Annotated in this window: 23 protein-coding genes; 14 read left to right on the top strand and 9 right to left on the bottom strand. The window is 44.1% G+C overall.

Annotated elements, in window-relative coordinates; translation table 11 throughout:
- Nucleotides 1–36: 36 nt before the first annotated feature.
- Nucleotides 37–1,686, bottom strand: coding sequence for an eCIS core domain-containing protein (locus H8K33_RS19885; RefSeq protein WP_186890890.1), 1,650 nt, complete (start codon nt 1,684–1,686; stop codon nt 37–39).
- Between the two features lie 351 nt (nt 1,687–2,037).
- On the opposite strand from H8K33_RS19885, the gene H8K33_RS19735 reads away from it, so the two are divergent.
- Nucleotides 2,038–4,014 (top strand): eCIS core domain-containing protein, encoded by a 1,977-nt coding sequence (locus H8K33_RS19735; protein WP_246443480.1) that lies wholly within the window; start codon nt 2,038–2,040, stop codon nt 4,012–4,014.
- Nucleotides 4,015–4,133: 119 nt separating this feature from the next.
- On the opposite strand, the gene H8K33_RS10115 is transcribed toward H8K33_RS19735, so the two are convergent.
- The 5 genes from H8K33_RS10115 to H8K33_RS10095 all read right to left on the bottom strand — a co-directional run bounded on the left by H8K33_RS10115 (nt 4,134) and on the right by H8K33_RS10095 (nt 10,053).
- Nucleotides 4,134–4,757, bottom strand: coding sequence for a hypothetical protein (locus tag H8K33_RS10115; protein WP_222613371.1), 624 nt, complete (start codon nt 4,755–4,757; stop codon nt 4,134–4,136).
- A gap of 258 nt (nt 4,758–5,015) precedes the next feature.
- A complete protein-coding gene (locus tag H8K33_RS10110; protein ID WP_186890888.1) occupies nt 5,016–5,555 on the bottom strand; it encodes a PH domain-containing protein in 540 nt (179 codons plus the stop codon).
- A gap of 91 nt (nt 5,556–5,646) precedes the next feature.
- Nucleotides 5,647–6,870 carry a hypothetical protein gene (locus H8K33_RS10105; protein WP_186890887.1) on the bottom strand — a complete coding sequence of 408 codons (1,224 nt, stop codon included), beginning with the start codon at nt 6,868–6,870 and terminating at the stop codon, nt 5,647–5,649.
- Between the two features lie 35 nt (nt 6,871–6,905).
- Complete coding sequence (locus H8K33_RS19880; RefSeq protein ID WP_246443479.1) at nt 6,906–8,273, bottom strand: eCIS core domain-containing protein; 1,368 nt, start codon at nt 8,271–8,273, stop codon at nt 6,906–6,908.
- A 244-nt stretch (nt 8,274–8,517) separates the two neighbouring features.
- Complete coding sequence (locus H8K33_RS10095; RefSeq protein WP_186890886.1) at nt 8,518–10,053, bottom strand: hypothetical protein; 1,536 nt, start codon at nt 10,051–10,053, stop codon at nt 8,518–8,520.
- Between the two features lie 561 nt (nt 10,054–10,614).
- On the opposite strand from H8K33_RS10095, the gene H8K33_RS10090 reads away from it, so the two are divergent.
- The 9 genes from H8K33_RS10090 (at nt 10,615) to H8K33_RS10050 (ending at nt 20,254) form a co-directional block, all read left to right on the top strand.
- Nucleotides 10,615–11,082, top strand: coding sequence for a MarR family winged helix-turn-helix transcriptional regulator (locus tag H8K33_RS10090; RefSeq protein ID WP_186890885.1), 468 nt, complete (start codon nt 10,615–10,617; stop codon nt 11,080–11,082).
- Between the two features lie 27 nt (nt 11,083–11,109).
- Nucleotides 11,110–11,502: a DUF1398 family protein gene (locus tag H8K33_RS10085; protein ID WP_186890884.1), complete on the top strand. Its 393-nt coding sequence runs from the start codon at nt 11,110–11,112 to the stop codon at nt 11,500–11,502.
- A gap of 341 nt (nt 11,503–11,843) precedes the next feature.
- Nucleotides 11,844–12,557: a DUF3667 domain-containing protein gene (locus tag H8K33_RS10080; protein ID WP_186890883.1), complete on the top strand. Its 714-nt coding sequence runs from the start codon at nt 11,844–11,846 to the stop codon at nt 12,555–12,557.
- Nucleotides 12,558–12,643: 86 nt separating this feature from the next.
- A complete protein-coding gene (locus H8K33_RS10075; protein WP_186890882.1) occupies nt 12,644–13,192 on the top strand; it encodes a glycosyl-4,4'-diaponeurosporenoate acyltransferase CrtO family protein in 549 nt (182 codons plus the stop codon).
- Between the two features lie 493 nt (nt 13,193–13,685).
- The gene (gene rsgA / locus H8K33_RS10070; RefSeq protein WP_186890881.1) at nt 13,686–14,765 is read left to right on the top strand and encodes a ribosome small subunit-dependent GTPase A; all 1,080 of its coding nucleotides are present in this window, start codon (nt 13,686–13,688) and stop codon (nt 14,763–14,765) included.
- 108 nt (nt 14,766–14,873) lie between these two features.
- Nucleotides 14,874–15,932 (top strand): AraC family transcriptional regulator, encoded by a 1,059-nt coding sequence (locus H8K33_RS10065; protein ID WP_186890880.1) that lies wholly within the window; start codon nt 14,874–14,876, stop codon nt 15,930–15,932.
- Between the two features lie 86 nt (nt 15,933–16,018).
- Nucleotides 16,019–17,167 (top strand): nuclear transport factor 2 family protein, encoded by a 1,149-nt coding sequence (locus tag H8K33_RS10060; protein ID WP_186890879.1) that lies wholly within the window; start codon nt 16,019–16,021, stop codon nt 17,165–17,167.
- 445 nt (nt 17,168–17,612) lie between these two features.
- Nucleotides 17,613–18,830 (top strand): hypothetical protein, encoded by a 1,218-nt coding sequence (locus H8K33_RS10055; protein WP_222613370.1) that lies wholly within the window; start codon nt 17,613–17,615, stop codon nt 18,828–18,830.
- A gap of 149 nt (nt 18,831–18,979) precedes the next feature.
- The gene (locus H8K33_RS10050; protein WP_186890878.1) at nt 18,980–20,254 is read left to right on the top strand and encodes a hypothetical protein; all 1,275 of its coding nucleotides are present in this window, start codon (nt 18,980–18,982) and stop codon (nt 20,252–20,254) included.
- Between the two features lie 377 nt (nt 20,255–20,631).
- On the opposite strand, the gene H8K33_RS10045 is transcribed toward H8K33_RS10050, so the two are convergent.
- Both H8K33_RS10045 and H8K33_RS10040 read right to left on the bottom strand, forming a co-directional pair.
- Nucleotides 20,632–21,099 (bottom strand): DUF4019 domain-containing protein, encoded by a 468-nt coding sequence (locus tag H8K33_RS10045; protein ID WP_186890877.1) that lies wholly within the window; start codon nt 21,097–21,099, stop codon nt 20,632–20,634.
- A 117-nt stretch (nt 21,100–21,216) separates the two neighbouring features.
- Entirely contained in the window at nt 21,217–21,654 is a 438-nt protein-coding gene (locus tag H8K33_RS10040; protein WP_186890876.1) for a hypothetical protein, read from the bottom strand.
- 482 nt (nt 21,655–22,136) lie between these two features.
- Here H8K33_RS10040 and H8K33_RS10035 point away from each other — a divergent pair, with 482 nt between their 5' ends.
- The 4 genes from H8K33_RS10035 (at nt 22,137) to H8K33_RS10020 (ending at nt 25,880) form a co-directional block, all read left to right on the top strand.
- Nucleotides 22,137–22,388, top strand: coding sequence for a site-specific integrase (locus tag H8K33_RS10035; protein WP_186890875.1), 252 nt, complete (start codon nt 22,137–22,139; stop codon nt 22,386–22,388).
- A gap of 438 nt (nt 22,389–22,826) precedes the next feature.
- Nucleotides 22,827–23,816: an SEL1-like repeat protein gene (locus H8K33_RS10030; RefSeq protein ID WP_222613369.1), complete on the top strand. Its 990-nt coding sequence runs from the start codon at nt 22,827–22,829 to the stop codon at nt 23,814–23,816.
- A gap of 271 nt (nt 23,817–24,087) precedes the next feature.
- Nucleotides 24,088–24,783, top strand: a complete 696-nt coding sequence (locus H8K33_RS10025; protein WP_186890873.1) for a YceH family protein — start codon at nt 24,088–24,090, stop codon at nt 24,781–24,783.
- Nucleotides 24,784–24,938: 155 nt separating this feature from the next.
- Nucleotides 24,939–25,880 (top strand): phytanoyl-CoA dioxygenase family protein, encoded by a 942-nt coding sequence (locus H8K33_RS10020; protein ID WP_186890872.1) that lies wholly within the window; start codon nt 24,939–24,941, stop codon nt 25,878–25,880.
- A gap of 113 nt (nt 25,881–25,993) precedes the next feature.
- On the opposite strand, the gene H8K33_RS10015 is transcribed toward H8K33_RS10020, so the two are convergent.
- Nucleotides 25,994–26,611, bottom strand: a complete 618-nt coding sequence (locus tag H8K33_RS10015) for a hypothetical protein (RefSeq protein ID WP_186890871.1) — start codon at nt 26,609–26,611, stop codon at nt 25,994–25,996.
- Nucleotides 26,612–26,931 lie beyond the last annotated feature (320 nt).

Below are 26,931 nucleotides of genomic sequence, written 5' to 3'. Positions count from 1 at the left end.
ATATTCCTCGTTTTGTATTCAATTAAACGTGCTCAGTTAAATACCAGCCTCCTTCTTATACACTTTTAACCAATTTGAAAAATTATCCCCGGGATCATGGCCACGTACCACTTCTTCCGCGATTTCCATATCCGGTGCCTGTTCAAATTTTTCAAAAATAGCATTAGCGAGTAAATTGGTATGATGTGCAATTTCCTGATCGTCATCTGATAAATCTTGAAGGCTTAAAATATCATTGAGATCGCCCTCCTCCAAAGTATCGCTGACCTTACGATTATTCGCTTTGGAGGTTCCTGATTTATGCTTCCACTTAGAATTGGTAGTGTATTTACCGACGTATTGATCTCGGCTCACCGTATTGTGCTCGCCCGGAATCACAGCAGAATATTTTGCCACTTCAGTATTGGCTTTATTATCGTATTCTCTGGTTGAATCTACCTTGTAAGGCATGGAGTAAATTGTCTTGTGGACGATGTTGTCTGTCTCGCCACCCGTAGTTGGTTTGGCATAGCAAACGAATTTTCCACGCCCGTCGGTATCGATTTGCTCCGCCTTTACTTGATAATCCACTTCGTACTTCTTACCTATCCAGTGTTTAACTTGTTTTTCGACTTCTTGATAATGCTCGCCATTAGCTGCTGTTGTGAGCGGAAAAAGATTATTGTAGTGAGCTACGCCCCCCAGATCATGATTCAACAAATGCCCCCGAACCCAAGTGCTATTTGTTCGACTCTGAAGTTGATCAAACAAGCTATTAAAAGCATTGCTCCCTGAGGTATCCGTTCCAATCTCTGGCTTCTTAGGATCAAGATGAGCACTCATCAACGTGCCGACCTTGCCTGTCACTGACTTATTTTTTCCGTAGTTAAAGGCAAAATCAGTCAAGGGGCCGTATTCAATGGTTGTTGCCAATTGAACGGGATTCATCGAAACGTTGCTAAACAACTGCCTTGTTATATGGTTTGAATCCGCAGTATAAGAGCGAGACTTGGTTTGTAAAGCACGCGCGCCCATGACATCGGCCTCACTCTCCAAACCGGCATCATCATTCACTGTTACGCCACTCTTCATTTGCCGCGTCGGCTTTACCCTACCCTGCGCCTGCTGCACCACATGCCAGGCTTCGTGCGGCAGATATTGCTCCTGCCCTGGCGCAACATGAATTTCACTTCCTTGTGCGTAAGCATGAGCATTCAGTTGTGCAGGTTGTGAGGAGTTATAGTGCACCTTCACATGATCCATGCTCATACCAGATAATGATTCGATCCCGGATTTGAGTTGATTGGGCAAACCTGTATTGTTGGGTTCCGTTCTTTCTACTAACTGTGCTGGTCCGAATTTGGCTTGTAGAGGCTCCTCATCTTCTACGCGTTGCACATTTGAGAATTTGCCTTGTAATAGTTCTTCTTCTGCTCTTTGAATTGGATCAAACTTACTCTGCAACAGCTCTTCTTCGACACGTTGCACGACCTCTGCTTTGCCTACCATTTTTGCCTGCAAGAGTGCGAGTTGACTCACTGCCGAACTTTGATTGGCTCTACTTTGCACCTGACGTTGTATCGATTGGGTATCACGAGTATCAAATACTTGCGTTGCGCCAGATTGCCTGAGTTGGGTAGCTAATGTGGAACGTGCACTGTGCTGTGTATATGATTGGTCCGCTAGCAGAGATGTACGCGTTTGCATTTTATATCCTTTCTATTGCTTACTGTCCTAACTTATTCTGATTTAGTATAACCACTTCACTCTTACAACAAAACAGTTATTTTTTTACATGTAAATTAGTGCCAAACGCAAATTAAACTGGTCTTGTATAAGCAATGCATAATCTGCGCCAGGTAATAAAAAACGTCACATTACCTATTTAAATAAACAAACACAGAGGAAGGTTCTAACATAAGGCCTATCTCACATAACCAACATCTCCAACATCTTCGCTATAAGACTATACTTTTTTAATCTTCTTTTCTTTTGTCTAAGCTTTATAGTTAAAATAGATGCTTATTCTGATGGCATTTCCTTTATGCGAGGCGATTCATGAGTTCAACTGCACCGATGCAACAAGCGAAAGCAGACACGTTCACAAATTCCGCGCAACACACCAGCCAGTTGACAACGCAAAGCCAACAAATCAGCGCAAGCGACGTAGGTGAATTTGCTGATCTGCGCCCACGGACAACGACGCAGCGCCAACGACAAGATGCAGCTAACCATAGCCTGCAAAGTCGTCAACTCAAAACCTTTCAGCACATTGCACAACACAGCGGACGTGCCGCACAACTCAAAAGCATGGGTGCCATGATGGACGCGCCAGCGGTACAGCGCATGAGTGAAGAGGAAGAAGCGACACAGGCAAAAAGCGTAAGTGAAAATACTGCGCAACTTGAAACAGCGGCAGAAGTGCCAAAGCCAAATAACACCGGCCTCCCCGACAATCTCAAATCTGGGATTGAATCGCTATCTGGTATGAGCATGGATCATGTCAAAGTGCACTATAACTCCTCGCAACCTGCGCAGTTAAACGCACATGCTTATGCACAGGGTAGTGAGATTCATGTGGCACCCGGGCAAGAACAGCATTTGCCACATGAAGCTTGGCATGTGGTACAGCAAGCCCAAGGTCGGGTACAACCGACGATGCAGATGAAAGCTGGAGTGGCGGTGAATGATGATGTGGGGTTGGAGGCTGAAGCTGATGTGATGGGGGAGCGCGCAATGCAGATGGTCAGCGCGCAAACTCGTGTGCCTGAAGTTGATGCGCAAGCTCAATATCCGACACCATCATCGCAGTCGATGGGGATGGACGGCATACAAAGAAAAGTGTTAATTGAAAATAAACCATATTCATACCAGGATGGAACAGAAAGACTACACGGATCTGGATCCAATATGCAACACACCTTTGCACCTACGAATAAAGTGAAGGCGAGAGAATGGTCCAATGATTCTTGGAAGAGACATTACGAAAGTGTGAGTGAATTTCAAGATCACTCATCTGGTGCGCCAGTCAATGTAGGTGTTTTTGAAGCACTGGGCTTGTGGTACGAGCTTCCCTTTAAAACCGGAACACCATTTGTACTAGCTGAAAATCATAGTACAAAAGTGACCCCCATCATGAAGGAAAGTAATCGTCGCGGAACCATTCTGCACGAAAGTAATGGCGTTATTCCAATCAAATCGAAAGAAAAGGCACTGAAACCAGATGCGCCTGCCGGTTTTCATAAAACTGCAATGGAATCGGTTATTGCGAAGACTTTGTTTGGTGTTGTATACCACACCGCATCAAGAATGAAACCCAAAGTAGCGCCGAACTATATTGTCGAAAGCCCAGCGATATGGATAGAACATTATGCCGCGGCAGACGAAGATGGCAAGGGAAAAGATGATATGCAGCGCCCTTACTATACCAATGAAGCAGGAATCAAAGTTATACAAGGTGAAAATCTTGCTGGAGAATATAGTTCGATTAATACGATGAAAAGAGTTAAGGATCAATTTGATGCTGAAGCAGAAGACTACATTGCCCATTCAGACAAAGAACGGGCAATAACTTATGTGAGAACCACCAAAGAAGCACTGGAGGTATGGTGGACCAATATGCTCGAAGTTAGTGAACTCTATAAATCACCGGAGCTTAACGCTGATCGAATCGCGGAATTAGAAACCGCGATTGGTACTCAAAGAACGAGAATCATCGAGCGCTTAAAAACATTATTCAATGATGAATATAAAACAGAAATAACAACCAAACCAGAACAAGGAGATGGTGGTCTTGAAGAAAGAAGGCAAGCAGCACTGGCTGCTGGCCTGCGTGGTGAATTAGCGGGCGCAATGGCAATGAGAGACCTTGCAATGTTGACTGTCATTCTCAATACAGAGGACTGGGGTGATCACGAAATGATCGCAATGGGAGCAACACATGTTCAGACGCTCAAGTCAGTAATTCAAAGCAGAGTGGGTTTGCAAGTGATAACCCGAGACGAGTTTATTGATGGCAGCAAAAACGCTCTATAGTAATTAATTGAAAATTAAGAGTAGGAGTCATATGAAGGAAATGCTCAAGCTTAGCTCAGGCAGGCAGCACTCGACAAGTGCGTTGAGCTTCCAACATACAAATCAAGTAACTAGCCTGACTAGACGAAAAGATTTTTAGATTCTTTTTCTAATTTACCAAAAGAAATATTGTCGCCTTCCAACGCCGCTTCAAACGTCACGTCAGCATCTTTGTCTGCCTTGTTGAGGGCTTGCCTCATCGGGTTTTCGAAGTAAGATCGGTAAGGTCCGTTGTTGACACCACCATCTTGGGCAAACACGTTTTTCGGATCACTCCCTTTGCCACCATTTTGTTGTGCTAGGATATGTCCAGATTGTGCAACAATGAAGCTATTGTTAAATGTGCCGCCCGGATCTATCACTTGATCGGCAACTGTAGCTTTAACACTGTACTTTTCCACACCATTCCAACCATAATCACCTGCATCATCTCCATTACTGAAATCAGATGCTTGCCCTTTCGCCTCCACATACACGTTTCCTTCATATTGCGTTGCATCGACATCGACAGCAAGCTGAACCGGCAAATTGGCAAAAAACTTCTGTTGCTGCATACTGTCCCTCATTCGAAGTTGAAGTGCATGTAAACTTTTCTGTCGTGGACTGTTTGTCATCGTCGACTGTGTGCTCATCAACTGCATAGATTCATTACGAGTATCTTGCTGAAAAGTTCGTGTGCTAGGATCCACTTGCTTTGTTTGCACAGTATCGCTTTCTCGCGATTGAAATTGCGATGTCAATTTAAAAGTCTGCATGATGAAAAAGCCCCCTACTTCGAAATCAAATTAAATGGATAACCGTATTGAATCAAATAACACACGAAAAGGCTATCTACTATATGAAACCGTTTAGAAACGATAAATACACTTACTATTGCACCATACAATACCTAGAGAACTGAGTCTGCGCCAACTTCCCAACACCGCATCAACACTATATCAATATTAAAACCACGCTGATTTTTACGGATGAATAATCGCGGTCACACGACGTCTTGCGCGTTCACGCATCGAACATTCACGTAGCGTGTCGGCGAGCGGCTCTAAGTTTTTAATTCCATAGAGCTGAAGCTGCGAATAACTGGTGTCGGATGACCTCAATTGCAATATGCAATAGCCCATCAGGCGCATACCAAACGGTGAATTTAAGTCGAAGTGTTCTATCGTAAAAAGCTCAACATTATCTTTTACTTTTGAAAAAATGCCGCGTTCTAACTTCACCCTTTGCGTCGTAATTTCATAATGCAATCCACGCGCTATAAACCAGTAGTATAGATAAGCGATACCAAGTGTTAGTACCACCGCAATCCATTGCCACGCACTAAAAATGGTAGCTGGGCGACCAGCAAACAGAACCTTTTCTGCATCATGCTCGACATTTGTCTCGTGTGCTTGCAGATCAGTGTTACAGAAGCGACATTTGATCGCAACTGCTTTAATGGTTTCGCCGCAAACAGGGCAATCTTTAGTCTCGCGATTATCAAGAGTATCGTTGGTGCTCATAATGTCTTTGTTATCTCCGCAGTGCTCATTAAAGTGCGTAGTCTGCCATAAAGTTTTGTTTTCTGAGAATATTCAGCCTCATAACTCCCTTTTAAACTCGCAAGTCATAGTCATTTGCACCAGCAGCATCTTCGCTCATGGAGTCAACTCGCCCTTGGCCTTCACTCAACCAAAGTTGCCTTATCTCTTCTCGTACTGTGTCATTATTGATGCCATAGCGCTTGTGAAAGAGCGAAGTCCATTGAACCCATAGCGTGCGAAAGTCCATGTAGATGAGGCGATCATGGTCATCTGGATCTGTAGTATAAAATTTGGATTCATTCGTAAGGTTGGCGCCAAGTGCTGCGACGCAATTAAAACGGCCACCTTCAGCGATCACTTTCGTGATGGCATCAACTCCCTCTTCTTTTTCCGCAAGTGTTGAGTCGCCAGCCTCTGCAGCATTCATTTGCTCATCAACTGTGGTACTAGAATCGCTGTGGTGGGTCATACTGTATTGATCAAGAGGTGCAACATCGGAGGTACCGTCGCGAGTGCCGCCTGTGCCATCGCCATACTTGGCAACTCGCGCCATCGGGGCATTGCTTCCCAATGCATTTACATGCGTGACATAACCTCGATGAGCTTCTGTAAACTCAATATCGGTAGCGACATTACCACCGCCCGCTATGGGACTGGTCACTGAGATTTTAACAGGGTCAACCAGCGGAAGCGCTGCCCAATTGCGTAAGTGATCCATCATGGCTGGTGTACGCCACGCAATACCCGCATTTTCGCCATTTGGGGAATAGGTGTGTACCGCCATACTGCGGTTTTGATCACTTGCGACAGCTGGGGCAGGAATCGGAACTCCTGCCCCAGTGAGCTGTTGATAAATAAGATTGCCTTGTGCAGCCGAGGCGCCGCGCCATGCATTCAGTGTTCCTCTAGAAATAAATGAATCCGCACCATTGCCTAAACTAGTTCCAAAGGCACGGTATTCGGTCTGTATATTTTGTACTGCAGCGTTGCGATTTGCTGAAGGAGCAAGCGCGATGGTGTAATGATTGAGAGTGGTAGGTGACTGGTCGTCAAACGTGGCAGCCGCGCCAACCGGAGCCAGTGCAACACCAGCACTAGTTTGCGGGTGTACTTGCCTTAGCTGAGTCACACGTTTGCTATTGTTGACGATGTCTTGTCGACGTTGTTGGGCCACTTGCTGAGAGCGTAGATCTTGAATTCCATGCTGGTTGTGATCTGCTGTGCGCTGCGCGTGTGTTTTTGCTTGCACAGTCCCTGCATTATCTTTATCTACGTTAGCGTAAATTGAAACCATAATGCCCCCTTGGACGTGATTTGTGCGATAAAAAATTAATAACCTTTGATTAAACCCTTGAATGGCTCATCTGTCGTACCAAGCGATTTACTGCCTACGGTTGCTGAGACATCAACAGGAATTTCCAGTAGTCGCGTTTTATGTTCGGGTTTATTTTTTTCTGTATCGACGGCACTGGTTGCGATGATCTCATTGACCTTGTCATTGCTGATTTCGGTAGTGTTGACTGTATACGGGACGACATCGCCTACTTTGGCACTTAACAATTCTTGGTTAAACTTTTCTTCTACACTCTTCTCCCAGGTTCCACTTTCAAAACTTTGCTTCCATGGCCTGACATTTATCGCTTTGCCCGAACCACCGATACGATTCGGTATCATATGAGCGCTCATGGCCGATTCGCCTGTGTTTAGGCCAAGCTTTCCTAAGGATGCATCAACACGGGAACCAATCTCGTAAGCCTCCCCCCCTTTTGCAACGCCATCCAATTTGGACCGTACAAGGTTCCAGTCATTAAGATCAGGCGCTGTAATCACTGTTTTGATCTTGACTGAACCGTCATATGACTTGAGCTGCATCGCTTTATCCCCCATCACATCAGCCTCACTCTCCAAGCCGGCATCGTCATTCACAGGCACGCCTTGTTTCATCTGAGTTGTGGGCCGTACTCTTCCTTGCGCCTGCTGCACAACATGCCAAGCTTCGTGTGGCAAATGCTGCTCTTGCCCTGGTGCCACATGAATCTCGCTACCCTGTGCATAGGCGTGTGCATTCAGTTGTGCTGGCTGTGATGAGTTGTAATGGACTTTGACATGGTCCATGCTCATGCCTGAAAGTGATTCGATACCAGCCTTGAGTTGATTGGGTAATCCTGTATTATTGGGTTGAACTCTTTCCTCCAACTGTGCCGTTCCAAATTTAGCTTGCGCGGGCTCTTCGTCTTCCAAACGTTGTGCCACCGCGAACTTCCCTTGAATTGGTTCTTCCTCTTCGACGCGTTGTACTGCTGCGAATTTACCCTGCACTGGTTCCTCGTCTTCAACACGTTGTACCGCATCGAATTTGCCTTGCACTGGCTCTTCGTCTTCGACACGCTGTACCGCATCGAATTTGCCTTGCACTGGCTCTTCCTCTTCGACGCGTTGAACCGCATCGAATTTAGCTTGCACTGGCTCTTCGTCTTCAACACGTTGAGCAACGTCGGCTTTAGCAGCCATTTTTGCCTGCAGTAACTTCAACTGGCTCACTGCAGAACTATGACTTGCGGTATCTTGCGCTTTGCGTTGCACGGACTGAATATCACGGGCATCAAGTACCTGTTTTGCACTCGACTTGAATTGCGTCGAGTGCGTGGCGTGATGAGACGGCACCTGCTCTGCTTGCAGAGATGAACGTGTTCGCATGATGAATCCTTTCACTTAGATCCAGAGAAAGCTGGCATTTTCAGTCCACTACCAATTTCTGAAAAAGTTAATCTCGCAACGCTGCATCTTAGATTTGTCGTGTTGGTGTTTTTAAGCTAGTTGAGTATAACCACTTACAACTTACAATAAAACAGTTATTTATTTACATGTAAATTCCTTGCAAAGCATGCGCAAAGTTATTCCAGCTGGGCGTGCCAACGAACTCCGTCAAAATCAAAAAAAACTACACCCATGGTCCTATTGTCACTGTCACGGTTTGGCTGCCAACGTTGTAATTAGTTTTCGCAGGAACATTCAAGCTGCCAGGCCAACTACCCGGCGGAATATTTTGACTGCTCGAACCAACATTCGGGTTTTCGTCCAAACTAAATCCATAAACCATGGCGAACTGTCCGCTAGAGTTCAATCCAAAAATACTAGTGCCTTCGACTTTGCCGGTGTGGAAAAATTTTGCATACGCGTCGTACACTGAAGGCGCTTGGTTATAAGCGTTATTGTGGTTCGAGTACCAATTAGAAGTGTTTGTCCACGCATCTGATGAATAATTTGTTGGTATCGTCGAACTAGAATCCATGACACCATCTAGCACTACACCACGTGAAAACGCTTCAAAAATCGCGGCTTCTATTTGACCAAATGCGGCATACTCAGTTGGTGATTGCTCAGAAAATAAAACTTGAGCCGAGTCAGCATATTGGCTGCCACCGTTGGTCACATTAATTTGTGTCACTACACCGTCTTCAATAGTCGCGACCGCTACTGCCGACGTACCGTCATTTCCCTGAGGACTAATTGCAACTAGCGGCGGTGCAATATATCCGCTGCCACCATTTGTTACCTGGATCGCCACAACCACACCGTCTTGCACAATAGCATTCGCCGTTGCTTGAGTCCCACCATTGGATCCCCGAACAGATTGAACAAAAGGCTGAACACCAGCAAAATCTGACTTTGGTACCACGATCGACATTTGATCTGGACCCGAAAATGTAAACTGCGTGCCATCACTCGATCCTGTGTAAGTTCCAACAGTAGCACCATTTAAATAAAAACTAAGTTGGTTACCAGAAGTGAAAAGTGCATCGACTGTATTCTGCCAATAATCGCTTAAGCCTGCCGTAGTGGGATAAATTGCTAACCAATCTTTTGGTGAAACAATCGCAGAAAACTGTGTTTCAATCAGTTGCGGATAGCCAGCGCTAGTTGGGCTTGTAAACAGCAGTTGCGAGAAATTTGTCCCACATGGATCTGTACTCATAAACGAAGTAAAAGCGGTCGCGATTTGCGCCCGCGATATTGATGTGACGACACCGTATGTTGAAGTATCTCCAGATACGGTAAATGACAGGTTCATGCCAAAAGAATCCACTGCCGAAACATCGTACTGCGCGTTCGGGCCAAATTCAAAAATATCGTAGGGCCCAGCTGGGGCGACACCAGGTACACCTGGAAAAGGATAAGCTGTGTAGCCGTTAAGTGGATAATCAGGGGGCGTGTCGGTGGCTGACGTCACGGTGAAAACAAGGCGATTATTACCCGAGTTTGTCACATCCGGCACATCAATCGACAATCCATTATTGACATTAATAAAAGGTGCTGTACTGGCCACCGCAGCGGCAGAAAAGTTACCCTTCGTCTGCAAGGTCTGAAACTTAGTCCCGTCCATGGCATCAGCCATAAATCCAGCAACCCAAACGGTGTATTGCGTGGCATCAAGGCCAGAATTGTTTTCGATTTTGATTTGATTAAGTGTGCTCATGAAGGTTTCCTTTTTTGATTGCGCAATATTTGTTGTTTACAGTTTGTTCGTATTTTTCGGTCTAGCGATGGGCTATTTCAATCAGAAAACATTGTCTGAAAATGTCCAATAATTTAACGTCAGCAAACATCATGCCAAGTGAAATACAAAGCGCTATGAAATACATTCATGACTCTGAACGGATGTGAAAAAAAAATCACTTCAAGTTGATTGTTGTGTTTTGCGTGTTAACTTTACGTGTCAATCAAAATTGCCCAATGATTACATTTCAGTTGCTGTCATTCACGTTGACGATAATAAAAAGAACATCTTTCATATTGACAAGGCTTGCGTAAAACCGCCAAGGTTTCTTAATGCTCGAGTTCAGCCACAGCGTCGTTGTTGCAGTCCCAACGCACTTTAGCACTGCCTTTGTCGGTGCCCCTAACAGTAACAATCTGGTGTAGATCTCATTGCGAATACAAAAGTCATATAAAAATTAATTGACAAAAGTTTCCAAGGAAACCAAAATACGTTTCCATAGAAACAAATTTAATTTCAATAACAATTGAGGCACATGCAATGAAGCAAACGCAGAATTTAGTACCTAGCGAATTGGATGCGCATCTTGGATTCTGGATGCGCTACGTATCCAATCAAGTATCTTCGCGCTTTGAAAATCAACTCACATCCTATGAAGTAACGGTCACAGAATGGGTTGCATTACGCGCACTTTATCAGCAAGCGACAACCACCCACGCAAACTTAATCGATGAACTTGGAATGACCAAAGGTGCTGCATCAAAGGTCATCACAAAACTTGAAGCTAAGGGATTAGCGTCAAGAAGCTATGCGGCAGACAGTGCGCGCGATCAGGTACTTTATTTAACGCCAGCGGGGAAGCGTTTAGTACCAAGACTCGCCGCAGTGGCAGACGAGAACGACGATTTCTTCTTTGGCCATTTGAGTAAAACCAGTAGAGAAGAATTAATGTCGATGATGCGAGATCTAGTCGCCTATCACGAGATGAAAGAACTACCAACTAAATAAACCAAGCAACAAACATTAGAGAAAATCATGAACGCAAAAGAAGCTGTTATACATCAAACCTTTCAAGCATCCCAAGCAGGAACGATTCATTTCGGTCAGGTCATTGGCGCTTTAATCGAAGTTGGTGTCGAATCTTATTTCGTTGATTACCGCACCCGCCAGATAACGTATTACTTCCCTTCCGATGAAACGCTGTCTTTGACCTACGAATCAAGCAACGATACTATCGGCGAGTCATTTTCCCAAGCAGATGTAAAAACCGCCATTTTGGGAGCACAACGAGGGGAAGTCATGTACCCTGAGTTTAAACGGCTATCGCAAGCAGCGGGCTGCATAGGTTATTTTGTGTGGATAAAAGGCCGTCACGTTTCCTATCTTGGTCGTCACGGCGAAACCCATATAGAACATTTCCCGAACTAAGCATGAACACAAAAGAAGATGCACACCCATCGGAGTTCGGTTGTTCGTGAGCATCCTCCATACCAACAAGGTAGAGTGGATTGACAAAATTCTTTTTTAACATCGTCAACATCTGCGCATTTATTCTAGTAAAAAAGTCAGTGCATTATGCGAGCAAGCAACCTCAGTCTAGGATTGCTTAGTCACTAATTTAGCTACAATGTATTGGCAAAAACTATTTTTGACGATCTACAAAAAATACCTCACACTGCGACATCACGGCATGCTCTGCAAGTCGTTCTGACTAAAAACCCTTCGACCTTACTGGCGAAGATCACTTAATTCTTCACGAATGACGCACTATGAACTGTAAAAATTGTACAAATAAAATTCACGGGAACTTTTGTACTTATTGTGGGAATGCGGCAAAACTGAAAAGAATTGACGGGCATTTTGTATTACATGAAATTAAGCATGTTTTACATTTTGAAAAAGGATTTTTTTTCACCATCAGAGAACTGCTACTTCGCCCAGGGGAATGTATCAGAGAATACATTTCTGAAAATCGTAGCCGCCTCGTCAAACCTATCATTTTCCTCATCGTCACGTCCTTGATTTATACCTTGGCTGAACATTTTTTTCATATTGAAAAAGGTTATTTCAAAATCAGCGATGATAAGGCTTTAACCGTCAATGCGATTTCAAACTGGGTACATAGTCACTATGGCTATTCCAACGTGATGATGGGCTTATTCATCGCTTGCTGGCTAAGAATTTTTTTTAGAAAACTCGACGTTAACTTCTTTGAGATTTCGATACTGCTATCTTTTGTGATGGGTATTGGCATGCTTTTTCTCACTTTAGCAGCCATGCTAAGTGGTACCACCGGTTTCAATCTCATGCCAGCTTTCAGTTTTATTTCATTTGTCTATCTGTCGTGGTCTATCGGTCAGTTTTTTGATGCCAAAAAGTGGAGTAGCTTTATTAAAGCAGGCGCAGCTTATCTCTTAGGATTTGCGACATTTAGTGCCTGTACATTATTAGTGGGATTTGGGTACGATGCGATCATGCGGTAAGGCTCATTGAATAATCGGCCTTTCCGCTTGCCTACATGACTGTAGCGCTGTGTGTCCTATCTTAAAAACCTCAATCGCCGCCACCAATGAAAAAAATTATTAGCTTAATGTCGATCGCGATAGCGACAATCCTTAGTGTTTTTGCCTTGGCCTATTACATGCGAATGGACAGCTTTGCGTTCGCCTGGGCCTTAAATTTTCTACTCATGATGTGGATATCTGCTTTCGTTGAAGTAGTAAATAGTCCGATGAAGTCTACTTACTATGATGAAAAAGAATGGGAGCGAAAAGGAAAAACATACACCTATTTTGGTGTCAATCTTTTCAGAAAATTACTAGTTTTAGTTGGCTGGGAAAAGCTAACTAGAAAATCTAGCCCTATCGAAAAAAACACGCAGGCTTTGCTGCATTTACATCATCAAACAAAAAAATCAGAATTAGGCCACTTAATTATTTTGATTATTGTTCTTGGATTCACACTTTTTGTAGCGATCAAATTAAGTATGATGCAATCTCTATGGCTGATGATTTTAAATGTCTTACTCAATCTATATCCAGTGATCCTGCAACGATACAATCGACCAAGAATACAAAGAGCGATTCAATTGAGCAAACCAAGAATTACTCGCACCTGAATTCGTCCAAATGATTGATGTTAAATCATTGCAGCATCGGCATATTTATTTTCGCTCTCGTATAGAGAGCGGCCATGTTTTTTCTATCGTTCATGCACACCCATCAATGTCAACATAAAAATGTGTGTATCGATATGGAACGATCGTTTGATTAATTGATTGATTCATTGGGTAATACCGCCAAAGCATTTTTCAATCTTGACGCACGAATCGACTACTGGCACACTGAGGCTTCCATCAAAATCACAGGAGATAAAACATGAAAACCATCGATATTGCTCTCCTGTCGGCTACCTGATCGTCCTGCTTCATTTCTTGCGACTTTATAAGTTTCACTCACTTCTTAACTAGTGTGTTAATGCGCGACTGATCACGCGCCGACTTCCACTTTCTTTCATTCGTCCTCGCACGCCTTGGTTTTGACTAGGCCTGCGAGCTACTTTTGTACGTTGATCATCGACGTACATCATGAATTTGGATAAACACACTGATCATGATCAATTTTGATTTCGCCTCACTACGCCTCATCGGCTTAAACCCAGCTATCGCCCACCAGTTACATGCATTGGCAAGCTATTTTACGAATGACACAAGCGTACAAGTAGCACGTATTACTGAGATCCATCGCGATAGTTTGATACTACACAATGGCAACATCAACTTGCAGGCACGCGCTTCACCGCGCTTATTACATGAATTGGCAGCCGAAGAATTCAGTTTGGCTGTAGGTGACTGGGGCCTGCTCAGCGGCACACCCACTAGCGCTTATCATTTCATCGCCCGTATGCCAGCGATCAATCATCTGGCACGCCGCAATAACGAAGGACGTCTGCAAGTACTTGCTAGTAACATCGACACCGCCTTGTTGGTGATGGGCTTGGATAATGACTTTAATTTGCGTCGACTAGAGCGTTACTTAGCATTGGTTCACGCGGCTGATGTTACGCCTGTCGTACTCCTAAGCAAAGCCGACACACATCCTGATGCTGCCGACCGTCAAGCAGAGGTAGAACAACGCCTTTCTGCAAACATTCCCATATTTGCCGTGAATGGACAAAGCAGCGCCACTATAGAGTTGTTGTCGCCATGGATGGGCGCAGGGCAAAGTCTGATCTTGCTAGGGTCATCTGGTGCTGGCAAATCAACGCTGACCAATACACTATCGAACAGTCAGCAAGAAACAGGCGCAGTACGCGCGGGCGATAATCGTGGTCATCACACCACCACGGGTCGTTCACTGCACCAATGTCCCGGTGGCGCTTGTATCATCGACACCCCAGGCTTACGTAGTCTACAACTCAATCTCGACGAGACAGCACTCAATGCAAGCTTTACGGATATCGACACGCTCGCGACAGCATGCCAGTTCCGCGATTGTAGTCACCAAAGCGAACCAGGATGTGCAGTTCGCGCTGCCGTCGATGCTGACAGGCTCAAGAACTACCAAAAGCTGTTACGTGAAACACGTCGCAATCAACAAACGCCGCTAGATAAAATCGCCGCAAGGTCGAAGTGGAAAGCGCTAGTACGCTCAGTCAAAGAAAAGGAGAAATTGAAACGCGGTTCGACATAACAAGCTAATAAATGCCCGGTTCTTGCGGATTTCCATCATCCACAAGACACATTTCTAAATTGCTTTGCCCCATGGGATAATGCTGCATCTCACAATCATAGAAATCCCATGGCAATTTTCGATCAATTACTGCTTTTATTCAGCGGCTTAGGTGGCATTCATGGATTGCTGCTTGCGGCTTATTTATTTTTCCGTAAGCCTGGAGCATGGAGTAACAGGTTCCTTGCTGGTGTCATTTTCATGCTGAGTATCCGAGTATTGAAATCGGTTTTATTTCATTTCAATCCCGCCATTGGAAAACAGATTTTGCAGTTGGGCTTATCTGCCTGTTTTCTAATTGGCCCTCTGCTATATTGCTATAGCCTACAATTCTTAGGCATTTACCGCCACGCCTCGCTGCATCGCCTGCACTTAATCATTCCTGCGACTATGATCATCGTGCTTGGGGGACTGTTCCCCTATCATCTGCATCCGCAGCTTTGGGGTGGTTTATTTTACAAAATCATCAATTATGTTTGGCTCATTTATACCTTGCTTTCAGTCTATATATTGTGGCCGAAAATGATCGCCCTCAACTTGACAAACTGGCGTCAACAAATTGATCTCATCATCGTATCAAGCATTGTGTTCGGTAGTGGACTAATTTGGTGCACCTATTACTTCGCAACTTACACCTCTTATATCTCTGGTGCGTTAACCTTCACTTTCCTAATAAGCATCGGCGTACTTACCGTATTCCTGCACATCCAACAACAAAAAAACAAAGTTATCAGTCCCTACGCCAATAAAAAAATTTCCGTCAACGATGCAACGCCATTAATCACCGAGCTGGAACAGTTCATGATTGCTCAGCAAGTCTTTTTGGATGCCAATCTGGTGATGCCAAAGTTGGCGAAAATGTTAAGTTGGTCAACGCCGAAACTGTCGCAACTATTGAACGATAACCTTCATCAATCTTTTAATGATTTTGTAAATAGTTACCGAATTGAACACGCAAAAACCTTATTGCAAAGTGATACTGCCATGAAAATGGAAGAACTGGCCGAGCGTTCTGGCTTCAATTCTCTCTCCACTTTTTATACCGCATTCAAAAAACATACTCAGCTTACACCCGCGAAATATAAAGCTCTTCAAAGCTTACCAAATTCTGAAACTATAAATTCGTAATCCGAAATTGTAATACGCACTAGTTCTGTATCCGCCAGCATCATATGCTTGCTCCTGTTTTTCACTCACACAACACAGGAGCAACAATGCGTTATTTGTTCATTTTAATCATCGTCTTTTTCTTCCAACAATCAAGCTTAGCATCGGACCTCGCCTCCACCAATCAGGCCAGTGTCACCGCCATTCAGCAAGTGCTTCGCGATTACATCGAAGGCACTTCCTATAATAGACGACAGCAAATCGCCAAAGCATTTAATCCCGCGGCCGATTTATTACTAGAAAAAGAAGGACAGGCTTTTACCAAGGTCTCGGTTGCTGAATACCTCAGTTGGTATAAGCCTGAAAATCAAGGAAAGTTTAATGGCCGCATTGGCGAAATCTTGCAAATCGACGTCAACGGCGATTTAGCAACGGCCAAAGCCGAAATCCTTATTCCTAATCAACAACGTCGATATATCGATACTTTTCTGTTGAAAAACATCGATCAGCAATGGCAAATCATTAGCAAAGCCGCGGTCAAACAAGCCTCAACACAAAACGGTGCTCGTATACTATTTATTCTCTCTAGCGCACACTTTCATGGCAACAGTAAATTGCCGGCAGGTGCCAGTTTTTCAGAAATCGTCAACGCTTATCATCGCTTCAAACAAGCGGGTTATACCGTGGATTTCATTAGTCCTGAGGGCGGCGCGGTGCCGCTTGCCTATATCGACACCTCTGATACACTGCATAAAGCACACTTATATGACAGTGAGTTTATGTTTGCTTTGAAACACACCAAAAAGGCGAATCAACTAAAAGCGAACGACTATCGCGCGGTTCATTACATTGGCGGCAGTAATGCGATGTACGGCGTTGCAGATAATCCGGACATTAGTCGTTTAGTGATGGAGATATACGAGCAGCATAACGGCATCATTTCATCTGTTTGTCACGGAACAGCGGGCATCGTTCATCTGAAGACGAAAGATGGAAAATATCTCGTCGATGGAAAGAGAATTACTGGCTACCCTGAAGACTTCGAAAAACCGAACGCAGAATACTTCAAGCAATTTCCTTTTCTCATTAAACAAACGGTCATCAAGCACAATGGTGATTTTCAGTTTAGCAAGCCTAATGGTGCTTATATCGAGGTTGATGGACGTGTTGTGACAGGACAGAACTATCTATCCTCCGCATTAGTCGCAGACGAAATCATCAAACAGCTTCAGAAAGAGCGTATGAGTACCAAGTAATCGAAGGAACACAAAATACACCACTAAATTTCTCCTTCCCCGCTTGAAGACGCGGGGAAATCATGCCCCTAAACCTATAGGCCACGGTACCCCGATCTGCCAAGCATCTTGTGTTCACTATATCTAATTAAAAAATGAATCGATGAACTAAGGCACAAACAAGTTAATTCACCCTGCACTAGACAAGCTATTCTTGTTTCACAAATAACGCTAAATTCATGCTTGGAACACTTCGTAATCTACAACGCAGATACAAGGTTTCAGTAAAAATGTAAGCAACTTTGTACAATTTATTACAATATTTCAGTCGATTACTTTTATATAATACAAACAAATGAAACTGTTTATATCACCTTATCAGCACGCTTAATTCTTTAGCCAGATCAAACAATGAACTGGCAGTAATCTGAATTCCATCGTGCTACGTTCGTGAATTGGATAAAAAATGATCGCACGCAAAGCCCAGCTAATTATTGCTAACGCTAAAAATTCCGGCTATTTATCCCCTACTAATAAACTCTACCAATCGTTTGATAGTTTCACCTATGTTTCTTCATTCTCTAAGCAATTCGTTGCGTCTTTCAAGCTGATCGTCTTGTTTATTGCCATGATGTTTGCGGCTTCGCCTAGGGCATCTGCACAAGATTCAGAAGGAAAAATTATCACACGTTCCGAGCTTGGTGCATGGCACCTTCGATACGACGAATCGACTCCTGGTTTGAACTGTGGTATCCGCTTCATTCCAGGCAAACGCAATGTAGATACAATCGCCATATTTGGCCCCACATCAAAAGCTGCCTACGCAACGCTATTATTTTCTGGCGCGCAAATTCCTGTAACACGCTCACCAAAAGAAATTGACTTAATCCTGCGCATGAAGGGATTACCAGAGTCAAATTTGAAAGGCGTCATTTTGCCAAAGCAAGCTGACACAAGCACCAATAATTTAATGATCGCTGCTGGCGATATTCGTAAATTATTACAATCCATGCGCGATAGTGAGGATGGTCTCGGCCTATTAGTTAGCCGCGAAGTCATTCCACAATATATTGTCGATTTAAATTACGATGGACTTGATAAAGCCCGCACTGCCATGCTTGATTGCATTGCTGGCCGTCCTATTAGCGGTCAAAGCATGGATGCGGCTTTGGCAGAAATCCGCCCATTAGGAAAATCGACGATCAGTGGCCGCGCGTATTTCAAAGGTGCATTACTGGCCGCAAAACAATACCCTCCCAAAGGCAGCGGTGCTGTAGGTTTGATCTGGATGAGCGATGAGTTCAAAGCGTGGTTCGAGGAAGTGAAGGCGAGTAAGAAAGTTCCAGATCAAATTCCAGAGCGCATAGCAAAACACTTTATGAGCACAAAAATTCTGGATAATGAAGGCGGTTTTTCCTTCATGCGTCTGCCTGCTGGTGAATATACTTTAATCGCTAATTTCAGCTACAGCAAAGAGATCAACGTTCCAGAAGTAGTCGGTCAAACTCACACATTTAATGCCGCTGGCGTTCATCTCGGCACACGAGATAATGTCATCAATTGGTCGTACATCATCAAACAACCAACGACCTTCCAAAAGCAAGTAACGATCAAGAATGATGGAGAAACCTTGGATGTATCTCTCGACAAATCACAAATCTTTTGCTTCCTGGTTTGCTTTTAATAAGTGCCATGAAATCAGAAAATTTGCTTGTATCTGCGAGCCGAGTATTGGCTTTGTTGATTAAGCTGGTTGTAGCTTTAAATAATTTACATTCACTGATTGATAGTACGCATCTTTGTTCATCTCAATCAGTCGTCAGGAGATCTTTCATGTTTTCGATTAAATCATTCGGTGTAGCAACATTACTAATGACTATGATAGGTAACGCGAATGCGGGTTGGGTACTGTTTCACCAGCAAGGAAAAGCTGGGCAAAGAGAAGCGTGGTATGCAGAGATTACACGTGTTTCTGATCGCACCGAAATAGATAATATGCTAGGCAAAGGCAGCGAAATTATGGCCAAAACTAGTGTCAAAGAACTGCCAGTGATTGTTGTCTACGAATCGGTCACCGCACCAGAATGGGATGAACTAAAACTACAATTCGAATGTCTGAATAAATATCGAGTATTAACGTACAGCGAAGCCGCGAAAGCAGCGAAAATCGCCAAACAAGAAGGCAAGCCTTACAGCTCATCTGTGATCGCCGATGGCTGGAACGATCCACAAAAATGGAAAAGCCCAGTGAATATGCGCATTGCTGCACGCAGCTACACTGTCCCTAGGGTTGACCTTTCGAATCGACCAATTCCGCAGACAGCATGGGCGCTAGATGGCAACGCCGCGATGATCAAGGCGCAAAAGTTTGCATGCCAAGAGGAAGATGTTCGCAATACCTTGCACGAAGCCACAGCAAACGGTCAATTCAACAACGGCATCTTCAATTCTGGCTTACAAAAAATCGGTGTACAAGAAGCTGTTCATCCGCTAGAAGCAAAAACCGTGATTGACCTACTCAATCTAAGTTGGGAAGTCCTTTGGAAAGGTAGTAAGCGCGCCGATCCGTCTGGGCTTTGGGTAAAAAAACTCAGCCCAGAAGATAAAGCTCGCAACGAAATTCAGTATGCTGCCATCGAGAAACAGATGAAAAAGCAAATGGATGCCGCACAAAGTTTCGCGCAACCAAAAATTGAGGAATACCAAGCGGAACAAGAGTTTCTCGAAGTTGTACGAAAAGTCCGCGGCAACAGACAAGTTGGCCAAGAAGAAAGCACTTTGCTTTCTGTCTGGCAGGGCAAACCTGAAGAGCAAGTTGGCGCTAGCATGGGAGCACCGCAAGTTAGTGAAGCAGGTGGACTAAAATTCTTGAACTACCAATCTTCGTTTGATAACCGTTCAGCGTTAGTCAGTGCTGCATCTGGAAGGGTTCTCTCAACACAAGGCGCAAGTGGCAGTTGTCGGATTAGTTTCATCACCGCACCAGACCGGAAAAATATTTGGCGAGTTGCTGACATTCGTATCGACTCGCAAGGAGAGGTTGGCGGTGGCGTTTGCCGTGGATTGTGGCGTACACCTGAAAATCTAGCACTGCCATCGAAAAAGTAAGATGCAAGCGAGATTGCAGGTTCTAGAGAAATTTCCCGAAAGCTATCGTGAATATTCAAACTCACCGCAGAGCGTTAGGGCGGTCGAACATTGGAAAACATCCAATTGAAAATCATTCGATCGAAAATGAAAGATAAAATTTTGAATCGAATTAGAAGGAAAAACGAGTCAAAGTATTGCCCTCTCAATGATTGAATATTTGAACAAAAAACGCCACTGAATTGCATCATAATGTGCGATCAAGTTGCACCAATTGTGCCTTTGCTCACACTGAAATGAGCGGTTGGCCGCCCACAAATTTATAAAACACTGAGCCGCATCGCGGACAGTCCGATCGACTGTCTTGTCGGGCGCTAAAAGCCTATTAGCGTCGAAGCTCATTTGGTGCGATAAGGCTGCAAGAAATATCCAGCGAGCTTCCACTGCCCATCCTCAAGCGACATGATCACCTTTTCTTCAACAACCATCGAAGCGAATTCCGACTTAAAAACGACGGCATAGAATTTTCCTGTCTCACCGGTTAACATTTTGCTAGAAAACCCGATGCGTTCTTCCACTCTGTCTTTGTATGTACCGAATGCCGCACGAATACCCTTCAATACACTTTGCGAAGCCTCTTCAGACATATCCTTTGTTGCGATCCGAGACGTTTGACTCGATAGATTCGCGTAGTCACCGGCATCCATGAGCTTCAAAACATGTAGGACAGCGTGATTTACCTCACCTCTTTGGTAGTAGGTTCCTCGGTCAACCACAGCAGTTTCGTTTGTTTGGGCAATGGCAGAAAGCGAAAACGCTGTTGCAAAAAATAGAAAATATATAGTGATTTTTTTTGAGAGTTTCATGGTATCTAATAGTTATGATGGTTCGTTGCTCAACGCAGACTTGAAGGGCGCGCGCGCCAATCAGTAAATTTAGGGGAAGCGCATAATCGCGCGTCATTTTCGAAAGTCATGTTAGCCTCAATACCCACTAGCCCGCTCAAGACAATATTCATCGAACCGTGTAGAAAGTTGACCATTCAATTGATCGTCTGAAACAAAAATCAAGTCAGACATAAATTGAACAAGATCAAAATCAAGAATCCGGCGCTTGACCAGTACTGCTTGTACTTGCTCTCTAATTTCGTTCGCGATTTTTCTACGACGCTCAACATGCGAGGCTTGAATGAAATATGGGAGATCCAACATTATATCTACGTAGAGAATGCTGGTTGCTTTCACTAACCGAACTCGTTGCTTGAGCATCAATGCCGGGTCTTGGCAGATCAGAAAAAGCACCAGCTTCGTAAGTCCTGTTCCGTAATTCCGTTCCTCGAAAAACGCGTGAAAATCTGCGACCTTTACTGCATGATCTATTTTTGATTGCCAAGCAATGTCATGGTTTAGGTGTACTTGCATTTTTGATGGCTAACTTGTTTTCCGCGACAGTTCGTCGAATAAAACCGACACAGTTCGCATAAAAATTTTAAAAATATTCTTAAAACCCTTTTGCAGTAAGGCTCTTCATAGATATGCTGCATATTTAATCAGTATTAAATTTTCTATGAAAACCGACACTGCAATCCCTTTGCATTCTACCAAGCTTCTGGATCGCGTCAAGGAAGCAATTCGGCATAAGCACTGTAGCGCCAGCACTGAACAAGCGTATGTGTATTGGTGCCGCTCCTAAATCCGCTCTCATCAACTTAGGCATCCAAAAGACATGGGGAAGGAAAAGATAAACACATTGATTACTCATTTTTTGACGTGCATTTGCTATTGGCGAAGCTGTTATACAGTACAGGGATGAGGCTCAATGGCGCTCAATTTGCGAGTCAAAGATTTAGATTTTCCGAATCAGACTCTTACCGAGAGAGAGTAAAAGAAAGAAGGATCGCAGTTTGATGTTGCCAGTTGGCTTGCTAGACTTGCTCAACGCGGAGTTGGCGTTTGCCAATAGCATATGGGCTAAAGATCGTGCTGGTAATGTAGCCGCAGTCGCTTTGTCGTGGAACATCGCTCGCCTCTCTGCGACAGTGGGGCAAACTTGGCCTTGGTATTGGGTCTTTCCACAGGCGTGCTATGTGATAAATACAGCATCGGGCCGGAACGTTCGGGTGCGATTGACCTTAACTTCTCATCGCGTCGTTTAACAGTTTGTCCCAGTCACAAAAAATAAACTGAAGTTGAACAGACTGGGGTTGATTCATCCTATTCCGTAACTCACACCAATAATTTCATCGTTGGTCGCATACTAATGTTACGTATCGCTTCGCATAGATAAACTTCGACTCGCTTTTTAATCGCAAGATGGATGACTTAGTTTTTGGTTCAACATACATGTCTTTGAACAACAAAACCATAGACATGCTCCACAAGTCGCCGTCACTATTCGGACAAAATTACTCCGTCGTCTTGCCTTGCTAAGAAACACAACTACTTAATTCCATTTTTCTGAAAGTCGCAATATGTATCGATTTATCTCAAGCATGTTTTTACTAGGCGCTATCCTCACCTCTAATGCTCATGCTCAAACCATCTCAGACGCCAATGATGCTTTTGAAAAAAAGGATTATGCGACTGCAACTTCCATGTACATGAAATTAGCCGAAACAGGAGAGATGATTGCACATCATCGTCTTGCTCTTATCTATTTTAACGGTTTAGGTACACCAAAAAATTACCAGCAGAGCTTGCACTGGTTTTCTAAAGCGGCAGAACGTGGCATGCCTTCTGCCTACTACAACATAGGTCTGCATTATGCGAATGGTTTAGGTGTTCCAGCTGATCAATCCATGGCACTTAGTTTCTACCAGAAAGATGCGGAACGTGGCCTGGCGATGGCGCAATCAAACCTCGGTCAGATGTATGAAAATGGAGTAGGCACCGAAATCGATATCCCGAAAGCATTATCGTGGACCCGTAAAGCAGCCGAACAAGGTTTGGCGGCAGCACAGCATAATCTGAGTACGTTCTATATCAATGGCAAAGGTGTACCAAGAGATCTAATACAAGCTGCAAGCTGGGTTGAAAAAGCGGCTATTCAAGGTGAGGCCAAAGCGCAAAATAATCTAGGCTCATTTTATCGCGCTGGTATTGGCTTTGAAAAAAGTGATGTGCAAGCCTTCAAGTGGTTTGGCAAGGCAGCCGATCAAGGCCTAGCCGATGGCCAGTACAACTTCGCCCGCGCATACGAAGAAGGCCGCGGCACTGCGAAGAACACATTGCAAGCGATCGCTTGGTATCAGCGGGCGATAGAACAAGGACATCCCAACTCGATGCACAACCTCGGTCTCATTTATCTTGAGGGACAAGGCGTTCAGAAAGATCTTCAGCAAGCGCTCGATCTATTCACTAAAGCCGCCAGCAAAGGCTTTGCCAATTCACAAATTAATTTGGCCATTATGTATGCGACTGGCAATGGCGTTAAAGCCAATTTGGCGAACGCCTATTTCTGGTTCTCTTTAGCTGCGGCGCAAAACAATCCTGCTGCAATTGAAAATCTGGCGATCGTTGAGAAACAAATTACACCAAAACAGCGTATGGAAGCGCAAGCCATGCTCAAAAAATGGAAGCCATAAATTGGTAAATCAGGTCAACTATCAACTCAACGAGACCTCTGCACAACCGTAGCGAGCGGTCGAAGTTTGGATCGAGAAGCGCACCTGTGCTTGAGCACAGCGAGCATCGCAGATTCAAAATTCGGCCGCGCAGTAGGTTGTGCAGAGGTCTCACAACACAGGTTGATAAATGGCCTGCCCTCACTTAAACTGAGCTATCGTTTAGTTTTCCTTTTTTCAATTTCATGAGACTATTTTAGAAAAGCCCATTCTAATTCCAAGAAAGCACCTCATGAATATCGAATCCCCCATCACAGACAACAAATTTGACAACGAATTTCTCGATGAGATCGAAGTTCGCGTACTAGGTTCCCTAGCAGAAAAAGAAGCAACAACCGCAGATAATTATCCTCTCTCTTTGAACGCACTGCTCAATGCCTGCAATCAACTGACGAGCCGCGATCCAGTAATGACTTTAACGGAATCACAAATCAGTGAAGCACTTGATCGACTAGCCCTTAAAAAGCTGATCAGTATCACGCATCAAGCCGGTGCCAGAGTGGCGAAGTATGAACATCGTATGCGTTTGAAATGGATGTTGGAACAAGACAAACTCGCCGTATTAACCATCTTGATGCTCAGAGGTTGGCAAACTGCAGGTGAAATTCGTAGCCGTGCTGGACGCCTGCATGAATTTACTAACGTTACTGACGTCGAGAAATCACTAGATTTTTTAATGAACAAATATCCGCCATTAGTAACGAGACTAAACTTAGCTCCAGGCACCAAAGAACCTCGTTACGCGCATTTAATTTGCTGTGACGAAGTCGCAATCGAACAATTACAAACGACTACACCAAACATCTCAACACCTTCAGCTACTCATAAAGATCGAATGACAAATTTAGAGGAAGAAGTTGCGCAATTGCGTAACACTGTGACTGAACTAAGTACGCAGTTTGCCGAGTTCAAGAAGCAGTTTGAGTAAAGAAATCAATTTAAAAAAAGAAGGTGATTTTTTCATCAAATCGGACATGTCTAAGTTAAAGCTCACATGTAAAATTACTTTATTCAGAATAAATCAATCATTCGGAGAATTGAAAATCGAGAGTTTGAAAAATCAAGCTTGATTTACAAATACCCATGCAAGACTGGCCAATATTAAAGAATTTCTGGGAGCGCTATTGTGATCCTACTTTCCAAGCCAATGCTGTCACCAACTTTCCTTGGCGACGCATGGTGCAAGCTTTGTACGCGAATCATATTGCGCATCCAGTGGCCTTGAAATTCGTCTTAGAAGAACGCCCCAGTCTTGACGCATTTCGTGATTGGATTGAGCGATCTAAGGCTGAATACCAAATCCTCGATCAAGAGGATGAGGACAATCAAGATGAATCTGCGTACGAATTGACGGCAGAACAAATCGCCTTTTGGGAAGAAAATGCTTACCTCGTTTTACCACAAGTCATCGATGAACAAGCATGCGCTGAAAGCCGTCAAGCGATCTTGGATTTCCTGCATGCTAATTTGAACGAGCCAGCCACGTGGTACAGCGCGCAATCGCGACAGCAAGGTTTGATGCTTCCTTTATACAATCATCCTCGCTTAAATACCAACCGGGGGTGCAAACGGATTCGTGCTGCTTACGAACAACTCTACGGCTCCAAGACAATTTACAAAACCATTGATCACCTTAGCTTTAATCCACCGGAAACAAAGACGTTTACGTTTCGTGGAAATGGCTTGCATTGGGATGTCAGCTTAGCCTTGCCGATTCCAGATCGGTTTCAAGGACTCTTATATTTAAGCGATTGTAACGAGAGTGAGGGCGCTTTTCATTGTGTACCGGGATTTCATCATCGCATCACGAACTGGCTAGCCGATATCGATCCAGATCAAAACCCTCGCCTAATTGCAGAACAAACACTCACCGCAAAGGCGGTACCGGGTAAAGCTGGTGACTTCGTGATTTGGCATCAAGCGCTGCCACATTGCGCTACGCCGAATCGTGGAGCAACGCCACGTATGGTGCAGTACTTAAGCTATATCCCGAATGACGATATTGAAAATCCGATTTGGATCTGATGTATCACAAGTATCAAAAAAAGAACAATCTGTTGAGTCCCCACTAGATCGTTAATTGAAACTTCGATTCGATTCAAGATCTGAAGCAAATCGAAGTTCGATGACGATTGCAGTTAAGCCATCACCACATTTTCTAAGTGAAAACTAAACGGCTGCGAGTCAGCACCCGGGCCACCTCCCGTCATAACGATGTCAGCACTTTGAATGCCAAGCAAACTAATTTCGGTATTCACTTCTGAGATAATCGCAGCATTGATAATCTGTCCTTGCTCTACCTGTGACACAACACCAATCCAGATTGTCGGTTTAAATTGAAATACGGCTTCTTGCTGCGGCGCTAATCCAGTTTTTGTCGCAAATAGTCTTCCTGATTTATAGATATTCGCACTGATGGCTCCTTGCTGCAAGTTATTCAACACTGCAATTTCCCTTGGATTATTTGCTGTGCCCGCTGCGCGTAACTGATCACCAGATTGCGTCAAAACCATTTCAAATTTTTCTCCGTCTGAAGCTGTCAATTGCGGCGTGTAGTTACCCCAGCTATCACCAGCGCTAACCGAATTTTTTAATGAATAGACAAACGGATGATTACATCCCTGCCCGCAGTTCTGAATGACGGTCCAAGCCACATGTAACTCATCGTTACTCGTGGTCACATTTTTTGCAAATATCAATACTTGTGAACGATTTTGGTCATTTGAATGATTGATGAAATTGAGTTGAATATCCATGTGTTACTCCTATTTTTGAGTTTAATCAGTCGATTGCACTAAGCACAAAAATGGTATGCAATTTATGTACCATCTTGTGTCAATGACTGATTGATTCAAACCTACGGCGAACAAAGCCTTGTAAAGGTGAGCCACAGATCCGAATAGAAACGCTTTACACGTCAATTTTTATGTAAATTGGTGATGCCATTGCGATTGCCGGATATTTTTCGCATGACCGAGAAGCTAGCTAAAGAACCCTATTCATCGCCAAGCAGGAGTAGAATCTTGATCGCGGAATTAGGTATGTAAGAAATGTACTCAATAACAAATCTGCTTCC

The organism is Affinundibacterium amnicola, from assembly GCF_014284275.1.
GTDB lineage: Bacteria > Pseudomonadota > Gammaproteobacteria > Burkholderiales > Burkholderiaceae_D > Undibacterium > Undibacterium amnicola.
The sequence above is the reverse complement of the archived record's forward strand: the minus strand, read 5'-3'. Positions and strand labels throughout refer to the sequence as shown.